Origin of the sequence: Glutamicibacter sp. AOP38-B1-38 (assembly GCF_052377485.1) — a bacterium.
In the GTDB taxonomy this organism is placed as follows: Bacteria; Actinomycetota; Actinomycetes; order Actinomycetales; family Micrococcaceae; genus Glutamicibacter.
On sequence record NZ_JBQSWU010000006.1, the window covers coordinates 62,292 to 79,351 of the forward strand.

At 63.5% G+C, this 17,060-nt stretch carries 14 protein-coding genes; 7 read left to right on the forward strand and 7 right to left on the reverse strand.

From position 1 onward, the window contains the following. Positions 1-19: 19 nt before the first annotated feature. From ACT3TP_RS05080 to ACT3TP_RS05100, 5 genes are all read right to left on the reverse strand, one after another. Positions 20-1,612, reverse strand: a complete 1,593-nt coding sequence (locus ACT3TP_RS05080; protein ID WP_444619677.1) for a dipeptide ABC transporter ATP-binding protein — start codon at positions 1,610-1,612, stop codon at positions 20-22. Continuing rightward, the gene (locus ACT3TP_RS05085) at positions 1,609-2,406 is read right to left on the reverse strand and encodes an ABC transporter permease (protein WP_444619679.1); all 798 of its coding nucleotides are present in this window, start codon (positions 2,404-2,406) and stop codon (positions 1,609-1,611) included. Before ACT3TP_RS05085 ends, ACT3TP_RS05080 begins: the two co-directional genes overlap by 4 nt. Further along, entirely contained in the window at positions 2,403-3,335 is a 933-nt protein-coding gene (locus ACT3TP_RS05090; protein WP_444619681.1) for an ABC transporter permease, read from the reverse strand. The genes ACT3TP_RS05085 and ACT3TP_RS05090 overlap by 4 nt, the downstream gene beginning before the upstream one ends. Positions 3,336-3,354: 19 nt before the next feature. Then, the gene (locus tag ACT3TP_RS05095; protein WP_444619683.1) at positions 3,355-5,013 is read right to left on the reverse strand and encodes an ABC transporter substrate-binding protein; all 1,659 of its coding nucleotides are present in this window, start codon (positions 5,011-5,013) and stop codon (positions 3,355-3,357) included. A 138-nt stretch (positions 5,014-5,151) separates the two neighbouring features. Beyond that, entirely contained in the window at positions 5,152-5,760 is a 609-nt protein-coding gene (locus ACT3TP_RS05100) for an NAD(P)-dependent oxidoreductase (protein ID WP_096286832.1), read from the reverse strand. A gap of 80 nt (positions 5,761-5,840) precedes the next feature. On the opposite strand from ACT3TP_RS05100, the gene ACT3TP_RS05105 reads away from it, so the two are divergent. Both ACT3TP_RS05105 and ACT3TP_RS05110 read left to right on the forward strand, forming a co-directional pair. After that, a complete protein-coding gene (locus ACT3TP_RS05105; RefSeq protein ID WP_096286830.1) occupies positions 5,841-6,206 on the forward strand; it encodes a winged helix-turn-helix transcriptional regulator in 366 nt (121 codons plus the stop codon). A 127-nt stretch (positions 6,207-6,333) separates the two neighbouring features. Continuing rightward, positions 6,334-7,827, forward strand: a complete 1,494-nt coding sequence (locus ACT3TP_RS05110) for an aldehyde dehydrogenase family protein (protein WP_444619685.1) — start codon at positions 6,334-6,336, stop codon at positions 7,825-7,827. A gap of 257 nt (positions 7,828-8,084) precedes the next feature. Here ACT3TP_RS05110 and ACT3TP_RS05115 read toward each other — a convergent pair whose 3' ends face one another. Further along, a complete protein-coding gene (locus ACT3TP_RS05115) occupies positions 8,085-8,774 on the reverse strand; it encodes an NUDIX hydrolase (RefSeq protein ID WP_096286826.1) in 690 nt (229 codons plus the stop codon). Positions 8,775-8,997: 223 nt separating this feature from the next. Here ACT3TP_RS05115 and ACT3TP_RS05120 point away from each other — a divergent pair, with 223 nt between their 5' ends. The 3 genes from ACT3TP_RS05120 to ACT3TP_RS05130 all read left to right on the forward strand — a co-directional run bounded on the left by ACT3TP_RS05120 (position 8,998) and on the right by ACT3TP_RS05130 (position 12,577). Beyond that, complete coding sequence (locus ACT3TP_RS05120; protein ID WP_096286824.1) at positions 8,998-10,134, forward strand: acyl-CoA dehydrogenase family protein; 1,137 nt, start codon at positions 8,998-9,000, stop codon at positions 10,132-10,134. A 228-nt stretch (positions 10,135-10,362) separates the two neighbouring features. Next, complete coding sequence (locus ACT3TP_RS05125; protein ID WP_444619688.1) at positions 10,363-11,568, forward strand: ABC transporter substrate-binding protein; 1,206 nt, start codon at positions 10,363-10,365, stop codon at positions 11,566-11,568. A 229-nt stretch (positions 11,569-11,797) separates the two neighbouring features. After that, on the forward strand, positions 11,798-12,577 hold the full coding sequence (locus tag ACT3TP_RS05130; RefSeq protein ID WP_444619690.1) for a 3-hydroxybutyrate dehydrogenase: 780 nt from the start codon (positions 11,798-11,800) through the stop codon (positions 12,575-12,577). 260 nt (positions 12,578-12,837) lie between these two features. Here the strand turns inward: ACT3TP_RS05130 and ACT3TP_RS05135 are convergent, their stop codons facing one another. Next, positions 12,838-14,178 (reverse strand): MFS transporter, encoded by a 1,341-nt coding sequence (locus ACT3TP_RS05135; protein ID WP_444619692.1) that lies wholly within the window; start codon positions 14,176-14,178, stop codon positions 12,838-12,840. Positions 14,179-14,336: 158 nt separating this feature from the next. Here ACT3TP_RS05135 and ACT3TP_RS05140 point away from each other — a divergent pair, with 158 nt between their 5' ends. Both ACT3TP_RS05140 and ACT3TP_RS05145 read left to right on the forward strand, forming a co-directional pair. Continuing rightward, on the forward strand, positions 14,337-15,209 hold the full coding sequence (locus tag ACT3TP_RS05140) for a shikimate dehydrogenase (protein WP_444619694.1): 873 nt from the start codon (positions 14,337-14,339) through the stop codon (positions 15,207-15,209). Beyond that, the gene (locus tag ACT3TP_RS05145) at positions 15,209-17,059 is read left to right on the forward strand and encodes a bifunctional sugar phosphate isomerase/epimerase/4-hydroxyphenylpyruvate dioxygenase family protein (protein ID WP_444619696.1); all 1,851 of its coding nucleotides are present in this window, start codon (positions 15,209-15,211) and stop codon (positions 17,057-17,059) included. The genes ACT3TP_RS05140 and ACT3TP_RS05145 overlap by 1 nt, the downstream gene beginning before the upstream one ends. Position 17,060 lies beyond the last annotated feature (1 nt).

The window sequence follows — 17,060 nt, forward strand, 5'->3', positions numbered from 1 at the left end:
ACCAGCCATGCCGCGGTTGCTAACGCAGCCGCGGCATGGCTGTGAGCAGCGCTCGGGTGTACTCGTGCTGCGGGTCGCCGAACACGTCGGCGGTAGCGCCCTGCTCGACAATGCTTCCCCGGTACATCACCGCTACGGTATCGCTCATATGCTCGATCACCGACAGGTCGTGGCTGATGAACAGGTAGCTGGTGCCGGTCTCTTGCTGCAACCGATCCAGCAGGTCCAGGACGGTCGCCTGGATCGAAACGTCCAAGGCCGAGACCGGTTCATCCAAGACGAGCACCTTAGGCTTCGGAGCCAGTGCGCGGGCGATCGCCAAGCGTTGGCGCTGTCCGCCGGAAAGCTCGCGTGGATTTCGCGAGCTCAGGGCAGGGTCCAGTTCCACCTGTTCAAGGAGCCGGGAGACTTGGGTCCGGTAGCTCGCGCCGCGTTTGCTGCGTCCGGCGGAGAGCGCATCGGTGAGCAACTGACCCACGCTATAGCGTGGGTCAAAAGAACCCAGCGGATTCTGGTAGATCGCCCCGATGTTTTCGCGCAGGTGCCGGCGCTGGGATTCGCGGTGCGGGGCAAAGTGCTCCCCGAGCAGCTGGACGGTGCCGGTATCCGGGCGTTCCAAGCCGAGCACCATGCGCGCGGTGGTGGTCTTGCCCGAACCGGATTCACCGACCAGGCCCAGCGTCTGTCCTTGCTGAACGACAAAACCCGCCCCCCGCACCGCGGCATGTTTGCCGAAGCTTTTGGACAGGTCCTCCACCACCAGAGCCGGCATCCGAGCAGGCCTCGCCGGTTCTTGAGCCACGACAGCCGCCTTCGGGGGAGCAAGGCTCAAGGGCTGGAAGCGGGGCACCCCGGAGGGGATGGCGCGCAGAAGAGTGCGCGTGTACTCGTGCTGCGGGCGGTTCAGCACCTGGTCGGTGTCGCCGGCCTCGACGAGCTTTCCGGCACGCATCACCGCGATCCGATCCGCCAGATGGGCCACTTGTGCCAGGTCGTGGCTGATCATCAGCACCGCCCGGCCCTCGTCTTTGAGCGCCCGGAGTTGCTCGAGCACCAGCGCGGTCAGCCGGGAGTCCAACGCGGTGGTCGCCTCGTCGGCGATCACAACTTGCGGGTCCCCGATCATCGCTTGGGCAATGAGCACGCGTTGGCGCATGCCACCGGAGAGTTGGGAGCTGCGCTGCTTCATCCGCCAGGCAGGCTCGGGAAGATCCACCGCTTCCAAGGCCTTGCGGACCTTCGTGGTGCGCTCGGACTTGGACAGCGAGCTGTGTTCCTTCAGCGCGTCGGCAATTTCGTGGCCCACCGGGCGCAACGGATCCAACGCCATGAGCGCATCTTGCAGGATCATCGCCACGGAATTTCCGCGCAGCTGCTGCCAGTCCCGTTCGCTCATCGCGGTGGCGTCCTGCCCCAAGACCATGAATTTTTCGGCGCTGACCTTGCCGCCGGAGAGCCCCAGCAGGCTGCGGGCGGTGACGGACTTGCCGGACCCGGATTCACCAACCAGCGCCAGGCATTCCCCGGCGGAGAGCTCGAAGGAGACCGAGTCCACCGCGAGCTGCCCGGCGAAGCTCACCGAGAGGTTCTTGACATCAAATAAAGGACTCATGCGGCATTGACCTTTCCGCCCAAGGAACGCCCGATCAGCGTGGCCCCGGCGGCCACCACCACAATCGCCAAGCCAGGGAAGAAGCTCAGCCACCAGGCCAGATGCAGGTAGGTGCGCCCGGCCGAGAGCATGGCACCCCATTCGGGAGCCGGCGGCGGAGTGCCCAAGCCGAGGAAGGACAGCGCGGCGGCCCAAATCACCGCCTGCCCAATGCCCAGGGTCACCAGCGCCAGCAGGGGGCGCAGCGCGTTGGGCACCAGGTGGTTTTGTACCTTCAGCCAGGTGCCGCGGCCGAGCACCGTGGCGGCTTCCAGCATTTCGGAGTTCTTCACAGAACGGATCTGGCTGCGCACCAAGCGGGCGTAGCCCGGCGCGGTGGATAAGCCAACGGCAACGATTGCCGGCCCGACCCCGGGGCCGGTGAAGGCGATGATCAGCAGTGCCAGCAGCAGCGAGGGCACCGCGTAGAGGGCTTCGAGCACACGCAAGATCGCACCATCGAGCCAGCGCGGGGCAAGGGCCGCGACGGTACCCAGAACTAGGGCAATGCCCATGCCCAGAGCCGTGGCGGCCAGGCCGATATACAGCGAGTCGCCGGCACCATGGATGACGCGGGTGAACACGTCGCGTCCCGATTCATCGGTCCCCATCGGGTGCGCCAGGCTCGGCGCGTGGAATGCCTGCGCGGGGTCAACCGCCAGGGGGTCGCCCGGGGCGATGAGCCCCGGCGCAAGCGCCGTAAGGAGCCAGAAGAGGATAAAGACGGTGCCGAGAATTTTGGCGGTTCGGCTCATGATTCTGCCCCCGCCGGATTGATGAGGCGTTCGAGGGCTTCGGTCAGCGCCATCACCACGATATATACGAGGGCGGAGAACAGCGCGATGCCGGTGACCATGGGAATATCACGGGAGAGCACCGCCGAAAGCAGGGAACGTCCCAGTCCCGGACGGGCGAAGATCGCCTCGACAACCACCGCTCCGGAAAGCAGGGAGGAGAAAGCCCAGCCGGTCAACCCCAAAGCGGGCAGCGCCGCATGGCGCAAACCGTGGCGCCAGAACACCGTCAACCGGCTTTCGCCGCGGGTTCGGGCGGCCAACGCGAACTGGCTTCCCAATGCGGTGGACAGCGAGTCGCGCATCAACTGGGTGAGAAAACCTGCCAGCGGCAGCGCGAGGGTGAGCACCGGCAAGACCAGTCCCGCCCCGGTCCCGTTGTCCACCGCAGGGAACCAGCCGAGCATCGAGGAGAAAAGCATGATCAGCACCGCACCGAGCCAGAAGTGCGGCACGGCCGCGGCAATGATCTCCACCGCGTTGCCGACCCACTGGCCCACCCGCGTGGCACGCATGGCCAGCATCGCGAAGATGAGCGACAGCAACCAAGCCGCCGCCAGTGAGATGAGTGCCAGCGTGATGGTCGGCGGCAGCACCTCGGCGATGACCTGCAGAACCGGGTCCTTCAGCGCATAGGAGGTTCCAAAATCCAGGCGGATCAGCTTGGCCAGAAACATCACGTACTGGGTCAACGGCGGAAGGTCCAAGCCGTACTCGCTGCGCGCGGCGGCCAGGGCCTCGGCCGAGGCCTGCGAGCCCGGGCCACCCATAATCGCTTCGGCCGGGTCGCCGGGGATCAGCCGCACGCCGATGAAGATGGCGGTGGCCACCAGCCACAACACCACCAGCGCGCCGCCAACCTTGCGACCCAACCAAGCGAGCATTTTCATCTCTGGACGTGTTCGATGGCTACTTGTTCAGGAACACGTTGAAGTAGGTCGGCGAGGAGACCGCGGTGGTTTCGCCCATGCCGTGCACGTTCTTCGAAAACAGGAAGTGGTTCTGCTGATCGTAGAGCGGGAGCACGTAGTAGCCGTCCAAGACCAGGCGCTGCGCCTGCTCGTAGAGCTCTGCGCGTTCGGCTTCGTCATTGCTCTGCTCGGCTTCCACCAGCAGCCGGTCCAGCTGCGGATTCTTGATCTGCGCATTGTTCGCAAAGTAGCCGCTCGGCGCCGGGACGGTGGAATCCGAATGGAACAAGATGCGCAGCACGCTCGGGCCGACCTTGGTGTACGGTGCCGAAACGAGGTCGTACTCGTGTTGCGCCAGAGCGCCGTACCAGCTGGAGAGGTCGAGCAACTCGATCTTGACCTCGAAGCCAACGGTCTTGGCGGACGCCTGCATCTGCTCGAAGAGCGACTGCTCGGCCGGAACCGACTGGTTCGTGGATACCGGGAAGCTCAGGCTCAGGCGCTTGCCGTCCTTGGTTCGGTAGCCCTGTGCATCGCGTTCGGTCCAGCCTGCCTCGTCGAGGAGCTGATTGGCCCGATCAGCATCGGTGCCGAAGTTCTCTTCAGCTGAAATGCCCAGCGGTTCAACGCTTGAAAGCAGCGAGTAGCTGCGCTCGGCGGCATTGAAGTACAGCGCGTCGATTCCGGTGTTCACGTCGAGGGAACGGATGAACGCCTCGCGCACCGAGGCGTCGTCAAATGGCGCCTTGGAGCTGTTGAGCTCCACCCGGTTCGAGGCTCCCGGACGCGGCGCCGCGAGGTGGCCCAGCCCGCCCTCGGTGGCGGTGGCGATGGTGTCGGGCTGCGGATTGTCGATCACGTCGACCTCGCCGGACTGCAGGGCCGCATAGCGGCTGGCGGCCTCCGGGATGAAGCGCCAGGTGATGCCGTCCAGGTAGGAAGCGGAGCCGGCCCGCTCGGCATCTGCCACCGGTGGGGCGTAGTCTTCGTAGCGCACCAGATTGACCGCCTGCTGGCGGTCCCAGGACTCGACCTTGAACGGGCCGGTGCCTGCCGGGGCGGCGCAGTTCGCCGCTTGGTCGCGCTTGAGCCCTTCGGGGGACTGGATTGCCGTCCAAGGCATGGACAGCGACTCGAGCAGCGCGTTATCCGGGGCGGAGAGCTCCAGCTGCGCGGTCAACTCGTCGACGATCTTGATTTCGGAGACCTTGCCGACGGCAAGATAACCGGTAGAGGACGCGGTATTCGGATCCTGCAGGTGCTCGATATTCGCCTTGATGGCTTCGGCGGTGAGCGCGGTGCCGTCGTGGAAGCTGATCCCCTCACGCAGCGTGATGGTGCGGGTCAACCCGTCCTCGGAGACCTCGGACTTCTCGGCCAGCCACGGGATGATCTCGCCTTTGGCGTCCTTGCTGAACAGCGATTCCATGAACTGCGAGGCCACCAGCGCCTGCGGATAGTTTCCTCCCACATGCGGGTCCAGGCAGTTCGGCTCGGCGTCACCCGAGGCGTAGACCAGCGTCCCGCCGGTGACGGGTTTCAGATCCTCGGTGGCCGAGGGATCGGAGGTGGTGGAGCAGCCTGCGATGAGCGCTCCGGCCAGCGGGAGAGCTAGTGCTCCGGTGAGCAGGCGGGTGGCGCGCTGTGTTCGTTGCATGAACGGTGAGTGACCTTTGAATAAGTGAGCGATGACGTAGACAACCTTAGTCAACCAAGGCCGAAAGGTCAGATCGTTTCCCTGCCAGAGGAAGCGAGAGCCGAGCCATCGACCTTGGCTGACCGGTTGGCCGGCGTGTTACTTTTCGCTGGCGACGGTGAAGCGGCGGTTGTTGTGCGCCGGGGTGTCGATTTCGTCGAGGATCGCTACCGCGAAGTCCTGGGTGGAAACGAAGTCGCCGGCAGGGGAGTTGGCGCCGAGCGTGTAGTTGCCGGTGCGGGTGCCCGGTGCGATCACCGGGGCAGGTGCTGCCAGGGTCCAGGTGATGCCCGACACCGAGGTGAACATGTCGTAGACCGCGCCGCAGGTGACCGCCTCTGCCTTGTATTCTTCTGGGAAGCCCGGGGTGTCGAACAGCCGCACCCCGTCGATCTCGGTGGCGCCGGCTCCGCCGACGACGACCAGGCGCGCCGGAATGAGGGTTTCGGTGATCTCCTCGAAAGCGTCAAGGTATTCCTGGTGGTCGCCACCGGTGCGCGATGGCGGCACGGAGATCACGACGACGTCGTGGTTCTTTCCCAGGTCGCGGTAGGCGGCGGTGTCGCTGAGCTCGGCAGTGGCCGCGCTGGTGCCTTCGACGGTTTTGCCGCTGCTGCTGACGGCGGTGACCTCGTGGCCACGGCGCAGCGCCTCGGCGGTGATCTGGCTGCCGACCATTCCGGTGGCCCCGTAAACTGCAATCTTCATGATGATCCTCTCGTAGCTGTGTTCTTCACCCTTATAGTATCCTTTAGATACCGACTACTTCAAAGGAACTTGGTTACCAAATGGATAGCGCCCTCACCTACAACGTGCTTGTGCAGGACTGTCCCTCACGTGAAATTATGCAACGTTTGGGGGATAAATGGACCCCTTTAGTGATGCTTACCTTAGCCCGGGGGCCGCTACGTTTCTCCGCGTTACGCCAGCAGATCGGTGCGGTGACGCCCAAGGTGCTGACCAGCACGCTGCGCATCCTGGAGCGCGATGGCCTGGTGGCTCGCACCGTCACGGCTCAGGTGCCGGTCCGGGTGGACTATGAATTGACCGATCTGGGTCGCAGTCTGCTCGAACCGATGGATGCCATCCGCATCTGGTCCGAGGCGCATGCGGCCAAGGTGCTGGCCGCCCGAGAAATTTTTGACGATAAGTAGGTCTTCTGCCGGCGCGAATTCTGCTGTTCGATGAGTTCCTTGATCGTGGCGGATTTCCCGCGAACAATGAGTGCGAAGAGCTCGATTCGCTGTGGCGCGAAGCGCCGCACTGTGGGAAGGAAGATCCATGACCAACCAGGCCGTATCCAGCCGACCAGCTTTCCTTGACCAGCTTCCGGCGCAACTTTTCATCGCCGGGAAATGGCGCGAGGGGCGCAGTTCTTCCGTTCTGGTCACCCGCAACCCCTTCGACGACGCGGTGCTGGCAGAAATCCGCCAGGCTTCCAGCGAGGATGTGGACGAGGCTTATGCGAGCGCGGCCCAAGCCCAACGCGACTGGGCTGCGCTCATTCCGGCAAAACGTGCTGCGGTGCTCACCAAGGCTGCGGACTATCTGCAAGCCAACTACGATGACCTGGTTGCGCTGCTAGTGGCCGAATCCGGTTCATCGGTGCTCAAGGCGAACGTGGAGGTATCTGGCACGATCGCCGCAACGCGTGAGGCCGCCACCTTCCCGACCCGGGTGCACGGCCAGATCCTGCCGTCGAACAGTGCGGGCAAGGAAAACCGTGTTTACCGCGAACCGGTGGGCGTGGTGGGCGTGATTAGCCCGTGGAACTTCCCGATGCTGCTTTCCCAGCGCTCGGTGGCCCCTGCGCTGGCGCTGGGCAACTCGGTGGTGCTCAAACCGGCCAGCGATACCCCGCTGGCTGGCGCGCTGGTGCTGGCCAAGGCCTTCGAAGCGGCCGGAATCCCGCGCGGCGTGTTCAGCGTGGTTGTTGGTTCGGGTTCCGAAATCGGGGACCACTTTGTGGCGCACAGCGTCCCTTCGCTGATTTCCTTCACCGGCTCCACCCCGGTGGGGAAAAACGTCGGCAAGCTCGCCGTTTCGGGCAAGCATATGAAGCGGGTCGCGCTGGAACTTGGTGGCAACGCACCATTTGTGGTGCTCGCCGACGCCAACCTCGAACAAGCGGTCCGCGCCGCTGCCATGGGCAAGTTCCTGCATCAGGGGCAGATCTGCATGGCAATCAACCGAATCATCGTTCAAGCCCCGGTCTATGACCGGTTCGTCGAGGAGTTCGCCGCCCATGCAGCCACCATCAAGTACGGTGATGCGGCGGAGCCCGCAAATGTGGTGGGGCCAATTATCAACGACGCGCAGCTGGCCAGCGTGCAGGGAAAGATCGCGCAGGCTCGAAGCGAGGGGGCCCGCGAGGTGCTCTCCGGCGAGGTCGTCGGCCGCGTAGTGCCGCCGCATGTTTTCGCCGATGTCACCAGTGAGATGGAACTGTTCCGTGAGGAGATCTTCGGCCCGGTGGTTGGCATCACTAGGGCCGAAGATGAGGCGCATGCGCTCGAACTGGCAAATGACACCGAATTCGGATTATCCAGCGCGGTATTCACCACCGATATTGAGAAGGGTGTGCGCTTTGCCCGCGGGATCAAGGCGGGAATGACTCACCTCAATGACATCACCGTGAATGATGAACCACATGTGATGTTCGGCGGGGAGAAGAACTCCGGGTTGGGCCGCTTTAACGGTGAGTGGGCTATCGAGGAATTCACCACCGACCATTGGATCGGGGTGCAGAGCACCGATAAGCAGTACCCCTTCTAGGGATTGCCAAGGATCCTTCGAATGGCCAAGGCGCCCCGGAGCGATGCCGGGTGTTCGCCGGCGTTCATGGCGAGTGGACCCGACGCGGAGCCTCAGGACCTCGACGACCAGGCATATGCGCTCTGCAAGGAATCCGGTAGGCAATATCGGCGTGTGAGAATTCCCGGGGGAGCTTGTGGAAACCGGACTCCTGCCCAGTCGCCCGGGGGTTCGGGCAGTGCTGCTGCACCAGCCAAGGGGTACCGGGCCTGGTGCGGCTAGAGGGTGCGTTCCTTCTTGGAATCCGCGGCCGGTGGCATGCGCTGGGGCCGGACCGTGACGATGGGAGTTTGCGAGCTCATGGCGGCATCAACGGTTTCAAGTGCTGCGAGGTTGCGCAGAGTTGTGCGGGTGGGGGTCATCAAGCCCAGCTCGCCGCGCTCGTAGGCGGAGAACAGCACGGCGGGCTGGATCCATTCGGAGTTTGAGGCCTCGGTGGTCTGGTGCACGGGGGCCTGTCCGGGCTGCACCTGAGCCACGTAGAAAAAGGTGTCGAAGCGTTTGGGATTATCCGGAGGCGTGATCCAATTCGCCCAAGGACGCAGCTGGCTCACGTCCAAGCGCGCCCCGGTCTCTTCGAAGATCTCGCGGCGCGCGGCGGCCAGCAGGGTTGCCGCATCGAGGATGGCCTGCTCTTCTCCGTCTTCCCAGATGGAGGAGTCTTCCCAAAGCCGTGCGTGCTCGATGGCCAGCGCTAACGGAATATTCCCCGCTTGCGCCTCGGCCAGATCTTGAGCATCGACCCGGCCGCCGGGGTAGACAACCATGCCAGCTGCGAAGTCCATGGTGGAAACCCGGTGTTGGATGAAGACCTCCAGGCCTTCGTTTCCCTCGCGGATCATCAGGACGCTTGCGGCACGTCGCGGCGTCACCGGCTGCATATTCGGGTCAGTAGAGGCGGAATCCATAAGTCCAAGTATGGCCGAGAACCGAGGCGGAACCGCGCACTGTGACAAATGGGGCGTTCGCTGGAACCGCTTTGGGCGGCGCGAGGCGAGTTCTTTGACCCACGGGCCATGCGTCGCATTTCGAGCGCAGTTCTCGGAATTCCCGCCCGCTGCTGGCATCCTAAACTCTTCGCAATGGCTGTAGTGTGGGTCACAAGTAGCGGTGGTCAGATAGGGGTTAGTGATGTTTGGACTAAATGAGGAGCAACGTGAGCTGGTGGAGGCAGTCCGCGAATTTGCTACGGAGAAAATCGCTCCGCATGCCCTCGAGTGGGACGAGAAGCAGCATTTCCCCGTCGATGTGCTCGCCGAAGCCGGCGAATTGGGGATGGGCGGCATCTACGTCAGCGAAGCCTATGGCGGGTCCGGGCTGAGCCGCAGCGACGCGGTGCTGATCTTCGAAGAACTATCCAAGGCTTGTCCCACCATTGCGGCCTATATCTCCATCCACAATATGGTGGTGTGGATGATCGACAGCTTCGGCACCGAGGCGCAACGAGCCCAGTGGCTGCCGGGCATGGTGGCGATGCAGGATCTGGGATCCTATTGCCTGACCGAACCCGGGACCGGATCGGACGCTGCGGCGCTGACTACCAGTGCGGTCCGGGACGGCGATGAATATGTGCTCAACGGGGTCAAGCAGTTCATCTCCGGCGCGGGTTCATCCGCGCTCTATCTGGTGATGGCCCGCACGGCCGATACGGGCGGGCGGGGGATCAGCGCTTTCTTGCTGCCCGCCGATGCGCCGGGATTGTCTTTCGGGGCCAAGGAAAAGAAGATGGGCTGGAATGCGCAACCTACCCGTCAGGTCATCATGCAAGACGTGCGGATCCCCGCCGGCAACCTGCTAGGTGCCGAAGGCGATGGTTTCTCCATAGCGATGCGCGGGCTCAATGGTGGCCGGCTGAATATCGGTGCCTGCTCGATCGGCGGCGGGCAGCTGGCCCTGGAGAAATCCGTGGCCTACCTCAAGGAGCGCGAGGCCTTTGGCGGTCCGCTCACGCGCCAGGAGGCGCTGGTCTTCAAGCTTGCCGATATGGATATGGAATTGGAAGCGGCGCGCACGCTGCTGCGCCGGGCAGCGGCAGCCCTGGACGCACAAACTTCCGACGCGCTGCGGCTGTGCGCGATGGCGAAGAAGGTGGCTACCGATGCCGGGTTCAACGCGGCCAATACCGCGATCCAATTGCATGGCGGTTATGGCTACCTCAGCGAGTACGGGCTGGAAAAGATCGTCCGTGATCTGCGCGTGCATCAGATCCTGGAAGGCACAAATGAGATTATGCAGCTGATCGTGGGGCGCGGGCTGGTCGATTCCTAGGTCCTGAAATCACAGGCATCACCGGGTGCCGCCGCGCACGACGGCTTTGCAAAAGCGCACACCTTTTTACGGTTTCCGCGCATCGGATCCGTTGACTCCTTCGAGAGGTCGCCATAGTTTGGGATTGTAACCAGAATCGCGGTTCGGGTTTGGTGCAAACGCGCACCGCACAATCTGGCTTCGGGGCCAGCTGCTATTAGCGGAGCCCCACGAGGAAAGGCGTCACTCGTGAATCGAACCGGCAAGGTTTTGGCTGCGCTGTCCCTCGGCGGGGCACTGGCCTTGACGGCCTGCGCGCCCACCGCGGAAACCGGGAACACCGACGGGGGTGAGCCCGGGGCAGTCGAAGACTCGGTGAACGTTGGGATCATCTACTCCAAGACCGGCCCGCTTGCTGCCGAGGGAGACGCCTATTACGAAGGCCTGCAAGCGGGACTCGATTACGCCACCGATGGTACGGGCCAGCTGGGGAACTTCGAACTGAACATCACCTATCACGACGACGGCGGCGACCCGGACCAGGCAGCCGCGGTGGCCGGAGAGCTAATCGGCGAGGACTACAAGATTCTGGCCGGAACCGCCTCTTCGGATATCGCCCTGACACTTGCCGACCTGGCAGCCCGGGACAAGGTCCTCTACATTTCCGGCCCGGCCGTCTCGGATGCCATCTCCGGCGCCAACAAATACACCTTCCGCTCCGGAGGCCAGTCCATGCAGGACGCGGCCACCGCCGGCGCCTTCCTAAATGACTTGAACGGCAAGCAGATCACCGTTTTCGCCCAGGACAACACGTTCGGGCAGGGACATCTCGCAGCGGCAGAAGCAGCCCTTGGACTGCAGGGCGCCAACGTCAGCAACCTTCTCGTGCCCGAAGACGTCACCGATTTCGCAGCCTTCGCCCGGCAGCTGGTGGATGCCAAACCCGACCTCATCTACGCGGCCTGGGCCGGAGCATCCTCAGATTCTATGTGGCAGGCATTGGACCGGCAGGGCGCCTTCGACATTGCTCCCATCGTCACCGGGCTGGGTGAGGCGGCAAGCTATGCCGCCTTCGGCGGCGCGAGCGAGAAGATCTCCTTCTTCAGCCACTACTTCCCGGGCGCGGCAGGCACCGACGTCGAAAAAGAGATGATCTCCTCGGTTGTGGAAGCGGGCAAAGAAGTCGGACAGTTCTCCCCGGATGGATTTGTGGCAGGGCAGATGATAGCCCGGGCCGTGGGCGAAGGCGGCGACGACGTGGAGCAGATGGTCACCGCCTTGGAGGGCTGGAGCTTCGAAAGTCCCCAGGGCGATGCCACCGTGCGCGCCTCGGATCATGGACTGGTGCAGAACATGTACCGGGTGGCCTTATCCGGGGACGGCAAGCAGTGGATCCCGGAACTGCTGAAGACCGTGCCAGGCGAGGACATCGCCCCGCCCGAGATCGTCAACTAGTCTTCGCGCATCACGCAGCAACCTGCTCGGATTCAGGCCATCCGGCGGGTCGGATCCGGTTCTGCCGACGCGCTCCGCAGTCACCGCATGAAAATCACCGAGGTGCGTATCCCGGGGTGCAGGTTTCGCTGTCCCGGAGTCTCCGATGAGGTGACTGAAGAAAAGATGAATTTATTGTCCGTGCGTTGGAATCACTCAACGCACAACCGACCGTGGAAGGTTGAGCTACATGACTGAAACAAAGACGAAGCACGGACTGGCCAGCGGCGCATTGTCCGGACGTACCGCGTTGATCACCGGGGGCGCTTCGGGAATCGGGCTGGCCTGTGCCAGAAGGCTGAGCGCCCAAGGGGCAGCTGTCACCGTCGCGGATCTGAACGAGCAGGCGGCCAGCGCGGCTGCAGACGAGCTGGGCGGCAAGGCCTGGGCGGTTGATTTAGCCGATACGAAGGCGCTGGAAGAACTCAGCTTGGATACCGACATTCTGATCAATAATGCCGGGGTGCAACGCGTTGCGCCGATCCATGAATATGATCCCGAAGCCTGGCGGCTTATCCACCGGCTGATGCTCGAATCCCCGTTCCTGCTCATCCGTGCGGCGCTGCCCGGAATGTATGCGCGCGGTTTTGGGCGCATCATCAATGTCTCCAGCGTGCACGGCAATCGAGCCAGCGCGTTCAAGAGCGCCTATGTGTCGGCCAAGCACGGGTTGGAAGGACTATCCAAGGTCACCGCGTTGGAGGGGGCCGAGCACGGGGTGACGAGCAACTGCGTCAACCCCGGCTACGTGCGCACCGCCCTGGTGGAGAAGCAGATCCAGGATCAGGCGCAACACCATGGCATCGCCCCGTCCGAGGTGGTGGAGAAGATCTTGCTCACCGAAGCGGCGGTCAAGCGGCTGGTGGAGCCCGAGGAGGTGGCATCCTTGGTGTCCTGGCTGGCCCAGGATGAGGCGGGGATGGTCACCGGCACCTCCTATGCCATGGACGGCGGGTGGAGCGCCCGGTGAGTGCCGCCAGCCACCGTGCCGGAAACGATGGCTGGCGGGATGGGCAGCATCGAGGGTGCTGCTGGCCCGCGAGGTCACCACGCGGCTGCATCGCGGTGCGTCGCTGTTGAAGGCGTTGGCAGTGCAGCGGCCTCCGGTCAGCTCCTTGCGCTCGCCGAAGCTTCCGAAGGCCGCCGATGCGTGGCTCGACGCAGCAAAAAGCGAGGCCCGGCTCCCATTCTTCGGGGAGCCAGGCCTCGCATGATTGCTGCCTTCGAGTGCTACTTTTTCACTAGTTCCGGGCTGGTGCCCAGTTGCGCGGTGGGCACCCGGTAGGTTTCCTTGGCGGTCATCGCCGAGATCGCCGCGATGAGCGCGATTCCGGCGGTGAAGAGGCTGATCTTGACCCAGCCGCCGGGTTCCAGACCGCCCATGGCCGCCACGATGGACGGCGCGAAGCCGGCCATGAGGAAGCCGAGCTGGGTGCCGATGGCCAGGCCGGAGAAGCGCACCTTGGAGGAGAACATCTCGGCGTAGAAGCTAGGCCAGACGGCATTGGCCGCTGCATAGGCGCAGGAGAAGACCGCCACAGAGAGAACGAACTGCAAGAGCGTATTGTCAGTTTCCATGCTGCGCAGGTAGAACGGCATAATGGCCGCCGAAGAGATTGCACCATAGACGAAGACCGGCTTGCGGCCGATGGCATCTGCAAGTTTGCCGAACAGCGGCTGGGTGAATAATGCGCCGATATTGCCGGCAACGACCAGCCATAGGGTGATGGACTCGTCCATGTTCCCGATGGTCTTGCCGTAGGAGATGGCAAGCGTTCCATACACGGTGGACACGGCGGCGATGAATGCGCACAGCACCACGCGCAAGACGTCTTTCCAGTGGAACTTCAGCAGGACCGCCAGCGGCAGCTTTGCAATGTTGTTGTTCTTCTTCGCCTCTTCGAATTCCGGGGTCTCGTGCAGCGAGCGGCGGATGAAGAAGGTTACCAGGACAACTACCGCGGAGAGCCAGAACGGGATGCGCCAGCCGATGCCGTACTTGATGTCATCGGGCAGTGCCACCACGGGAATGAAGATCAGGGCCGCGAGGATCTGTCCGCCCTGGGTGCCGGTGAGCGTCCAGGAGGTGAAGAAGCTGCGCCGGCGATCGGGTGCGTGCTCCAGCGTCATCGAGGAGGCGCCGGCCTGCTCACCGGCCGCCGAGAGGCCCTGGCAAAGCCGGGCGAGGACCAGCAGGATGGGGGAGAGCCAACCGACCTGGTCGAAGGTCGGCAGGCAGCCGATCGCGAAGGTCGAAGCGCCCATGAGCACCAGGGTGAACATCAGCACCTTCTGGCGTCCGATGCGGTCCCCGAAATGGCCGAGAACGACCGCGCCAATCGGCCGGGCGATGTAGGCGAAGCCGAAGGTGGCCAGAGACATCACCGAGGCATTGGCATCCGCGTCGGGGAAGAAGATGTGCGGGAAGATCAGCGCCGCGGCGGAGCCGAAGATGAAGAAGTCGTAGTATTCAACTGCGCTTCCCATGAAACTGGCAACGGCCGCCTTGACGGGTGTGCGTTTCCCGGTGCCGGGCACCTCGGACGCCGACGGTTCACGTGTGGATGGCATCGGAAAACTCTTTTGTTTGCTGAAGGGCGAACGCTGAAATCAAAAACAGTGTGCGCTATCCGTACAGTTGTACGGAATGTGTACGTTGATATAGGGTAGATGCAAATCACAGCTGAGGCAATATCTGCGTCAAGCATGACGGAAAGTTGGGTAATTCGGTGAGTACTCTTGCTCAGTCATTTTTAGTCGGACTCATAGGTGACGGCGTCCTGCCCTCGCTGACCCCGCCCATGCACGAACGAGAAGCAGACGCCCACGCGGTGCGCTACCTGTACCGGCCGATCGACCTGACGGCGCTTGGCCGGCCTGCCGAAGATGTCGGCCAGCTGTTGAAGTCCGGCGCCGAACTGGGATTCAACGCCTTCAACATTACCCACCCATGCAAGCAGCTGGTCATCGGGCAGCTGGATGAAATCAGCGACAATGCCAAGGCCATCGGCGCGGTCAACACGGTGCTCATCAAGGACGGAAAATTCCACGGCTACAACACCGATGCCTCCGGGTTCGGCTGGGCGCTGGCCACCGGGCTTCCCGGAGCCAAGCTGGACAAGGTGCTGCAGCTCGGTGCCGGAGGTGCCGGCGCTGCCGTCGCCTTTGCGCTGCTCGACGCGGGAGTCAAGGAACTATTCCTGGTCGATCCGGATATCTCCCGGGCCAGCGAACGAGCCAAGGAACTGGCCCTCCACTTTCCGCAGGCCAGCATCACACCGGCCAGCGCCGAAGAGGCACCGGCGCTGCTGGCGCAGGCAGACGGGCTGCTTAACGCCAGCCCCATCGGAATGCATCACCACCCGGGACTTCCACTTGATATTTCCGGGCTCCGCTCCCGGCATTGGGTTGCCGACTGCGTCTATCGCCCGGTGGACACCGAGCTGATCACCGCGGCCCGCGACCTCGGCTGCGAGGTGCTGGACGGCGGGCATATGGCCGTTGGCCAGGCGGTGGACGCCTTTGGCATCATCACCGGGCTGACCCCCGACGCCGCTCGGATGCGCGCCCATCTGCTAGAGATGCTGGAAGCGGGACTCTAATGCGCACCTCGATCGCCACGGTGTGCCTCTCGGGCACGCTGGAAGAAAAGATGCTTGCCTGCGCCAAGGCAGGTTTTGACGGAATCGAGATCTTCGAACAGGACCTCACCGTCAGCCCGATGTCTCCCGAGGAGGTCAAGGCGCTTGCCCACCGGTTGGGCCTGACCCTGGACCTGTTCCAGCCCTTCCGTGACTTCGAAGGCGTGGAAGAAGAGGTGCTGCTGGCAAATCTGCGCCGTGCCGAAGCGAAGTTCGAGCTCATGCAACGGCTGGGCATGGATCTCATGCTGCTCTGCTCGAATGTGGGTACGGCGACCATCGATGACGACGGGCTGTTCGCCGAGCAGATTCGCCGGTTGGCGGATGTGGCCGCACGCTACGGGGTGCGCATCGCCTACGAGGCGCTGGCCTGGGGCAAATATGTGGACACCTACCAGCACTCGTGGGAGATCGTGAAGCTGGTGGACCGCGAAAATGTGGGACTGTGCATCGACAGCTTCCATATTCTTTCCCGCGGGGACGATCCGGCGCAGATCGCCCGGATCCCGGGGGAGAAGATCTTCTTCGTCCAGCTTGCGGACGCCCCGGTGCTGACCATGGATATCTTGTCCTGGTCCCGCCACTACCGGGTATTCCCCGGTGAGGGCGGCTTCGAGCTGGATGCGTTCCTGAGCCACCTGGTGCGTTCGGGGTACTCCGGAATTGTTTCCCTCGAAATCTTCAATGATGTGTTCAGGCAATCGAATGTCGAGCGGACGGCCGTGGACGGGCTGCGTTCGCTGATCTGGCTGCAGGCCCGCACGGCCGCACTGCTCGGCGCTACCGCGCAGGACTACCCGCTGGAACTTGATGCACTGCCCGGAGTCCAGCAAGCCATCGGATTCGACTTCGCCGAGATCCGCACCGAAGACCCGGAACTGATCGCCGGAATGCTCGCCCAACTGGGGTTCGCGTTCCTCGGCCAGCATCGGCGCAAGCCGGTGCAGCTCTGGCGCGCCGGAAACGCAAGAATCATCGTCAACTCGCAACGCAGCCGCGGCGTGACCGCAACCGTATCCGGCCTCGGCGTGCAGGTCCCGGACCCGGACGCCGGGCGTGCGCGCGCAACCGACTTGCTGGCCAAGCCGGTGTTGCGGCACCACACCAGCGACGAACAGGAGCTCGCGGGCTTCAGGGCCCCGGATGCCACCGAAGTGTTCTTCGGATCGGTTGCCGGGACAAGCATATGGGAAACCGAATTCGGCGCGCACCGCCATTCACCGGAGGAAGCGCACCACGGCGGCATCACCGGGATCGATCATATTAACCTCGCCCAGCCGTGGCAGGCTTTTGACGAATCGGTGCTGTTCTACACCAGCGTGCTGAATTTGCAGGCAAGGCCTGGAACCGAGGTGCCGAGCCCCATGGGCCTGGTCCGCTCCCAGGTGCTGCGCACCGGCGATGGCTGCGTGCGCCTGGCTCTGAATATCGTGCCCAAGGGGCTCGAAGCGGCGATCGAAAGCCACCATGAATACCCCGAGCACGTTGCCTTGCATACCGATGATGTGGTGGCCTTGGCGCGCCGGGCGCAGCGTGCCGGGATGGAATTCCTGCAAGTTCCGGCCAACTACTATGAGGACCTAGCCGCTCGCTTCAGCATTGATGAGCGGTCGCTGGCCACGCTGAAGGAACTGAACCTGCTGTACGACAGGGATGAGCACGGAGAATTCCTGCATTTCTACACAGCCACGGTGGGCAACATGTTCTTCGAGGTGCTGGAACGCCGCGACGGCTACGATGGCTATGGGGCTCCTAACGCCCCGGTTCGCCTCGCAGCGCAATTCGAACACAATCGTTTCGACCGGCACTAGG

What these genes read in the sequence shown, in the direction of transcription:
- ACT3TP_RS05080 (WP_444619677.1), bottom strand. Translation starts at nt 1,612, where the DNA reads ATGAGTCCTTTATTTGATGTCAAGAACCTCTCGGTGAGCTTCGCCGGG.
- ACT3TP_RS05085 (WP_444619679.1), bottom strand. Translation starts at nt 2,406, where the DNA reads ATGAGCCGAACCGCCAAAATTCTCGGCACCGTCTTTATCCTCTTCTGG.
- ACT3TP_RS05090 (WP_444619681.1), bottom strand. Translation starts at nt 3,335, where the DNA reads ATGAAAATGCTCGCTTGGTTGGGTCGCAAGGTTGGCGGCGCGCTGGTG.
- ACT3TP_RS05095 (WP_444619683.1), bottom strand. Translation starts at nt 5,013, where the DNA reads ATGCAACGAACACAGCGCGCCACCCGCCTGCTCACCGGAGCACTAGCT.
- ACT3TP_RS05100 (WP_096286832.1), bottom strand. Translation starts at nt 5,760, where the DNA reads ATGAAGATTGCAGTTTACGGGGCCACCGGAATGGTCGGCAGCCAGATC.
- ACT3TP_RS05105 (WP_096286830.1), top strand. Translation starts at nt 5,841, where the DNA reads ATGGATAGCGCCCTCACCTACAACGTGCTTGTGCAGGACTGTCCCTCA.
- ACT3TP_RS05110 (WP_444619685.1), top strand. Translation starts at nt 6,334, where the DNA reads ATGACCAACCAGGCCGTATCCAGCCGACCAGCTTTCCTTGACCAGCTT.
- ACT3TP_RS05115 (WP_096286826.1), bottom strand. Translation starts at nt 8,774, where the DNA reads ATGGATTCCGCCTCTACTGACCCGAATATGCAGCCGGTGACGCCGCGA.
- ACT3TP_RS05120 (WP_096286824.1), top strand. Translation starts at nt 8,998, where the DNA reads ATGTTTGGACTAAATGAGGAGCAACGTGAGCTGGTGGAGGCAGTCCGC.
- ACT3TP_RS05130 (WP_444619690.1), top strand. Translation starts at nt 11,798, where the DNA reads ATGACTGAAACAAAGACGAAGCACGGACTGGCCAGCGGCGCATTGTCC.
- ACT3TP_RS05135 (WP_444619692.1), bottom strand. Translation starts at nt 14,178, where the DNA reads ATGCCATCCACACGTGAACCGTCGGCGTCCGAGGTGCCCGGCACCGGG.
- ACT3TP_RS05145 (WP_444619696.1), top strand. Translation starts at nt 15,209, where the DNA reads ATGCGCACCTCGATCGCCACGGTGTGCCTCTCGGGCACGCTGGAAGAA.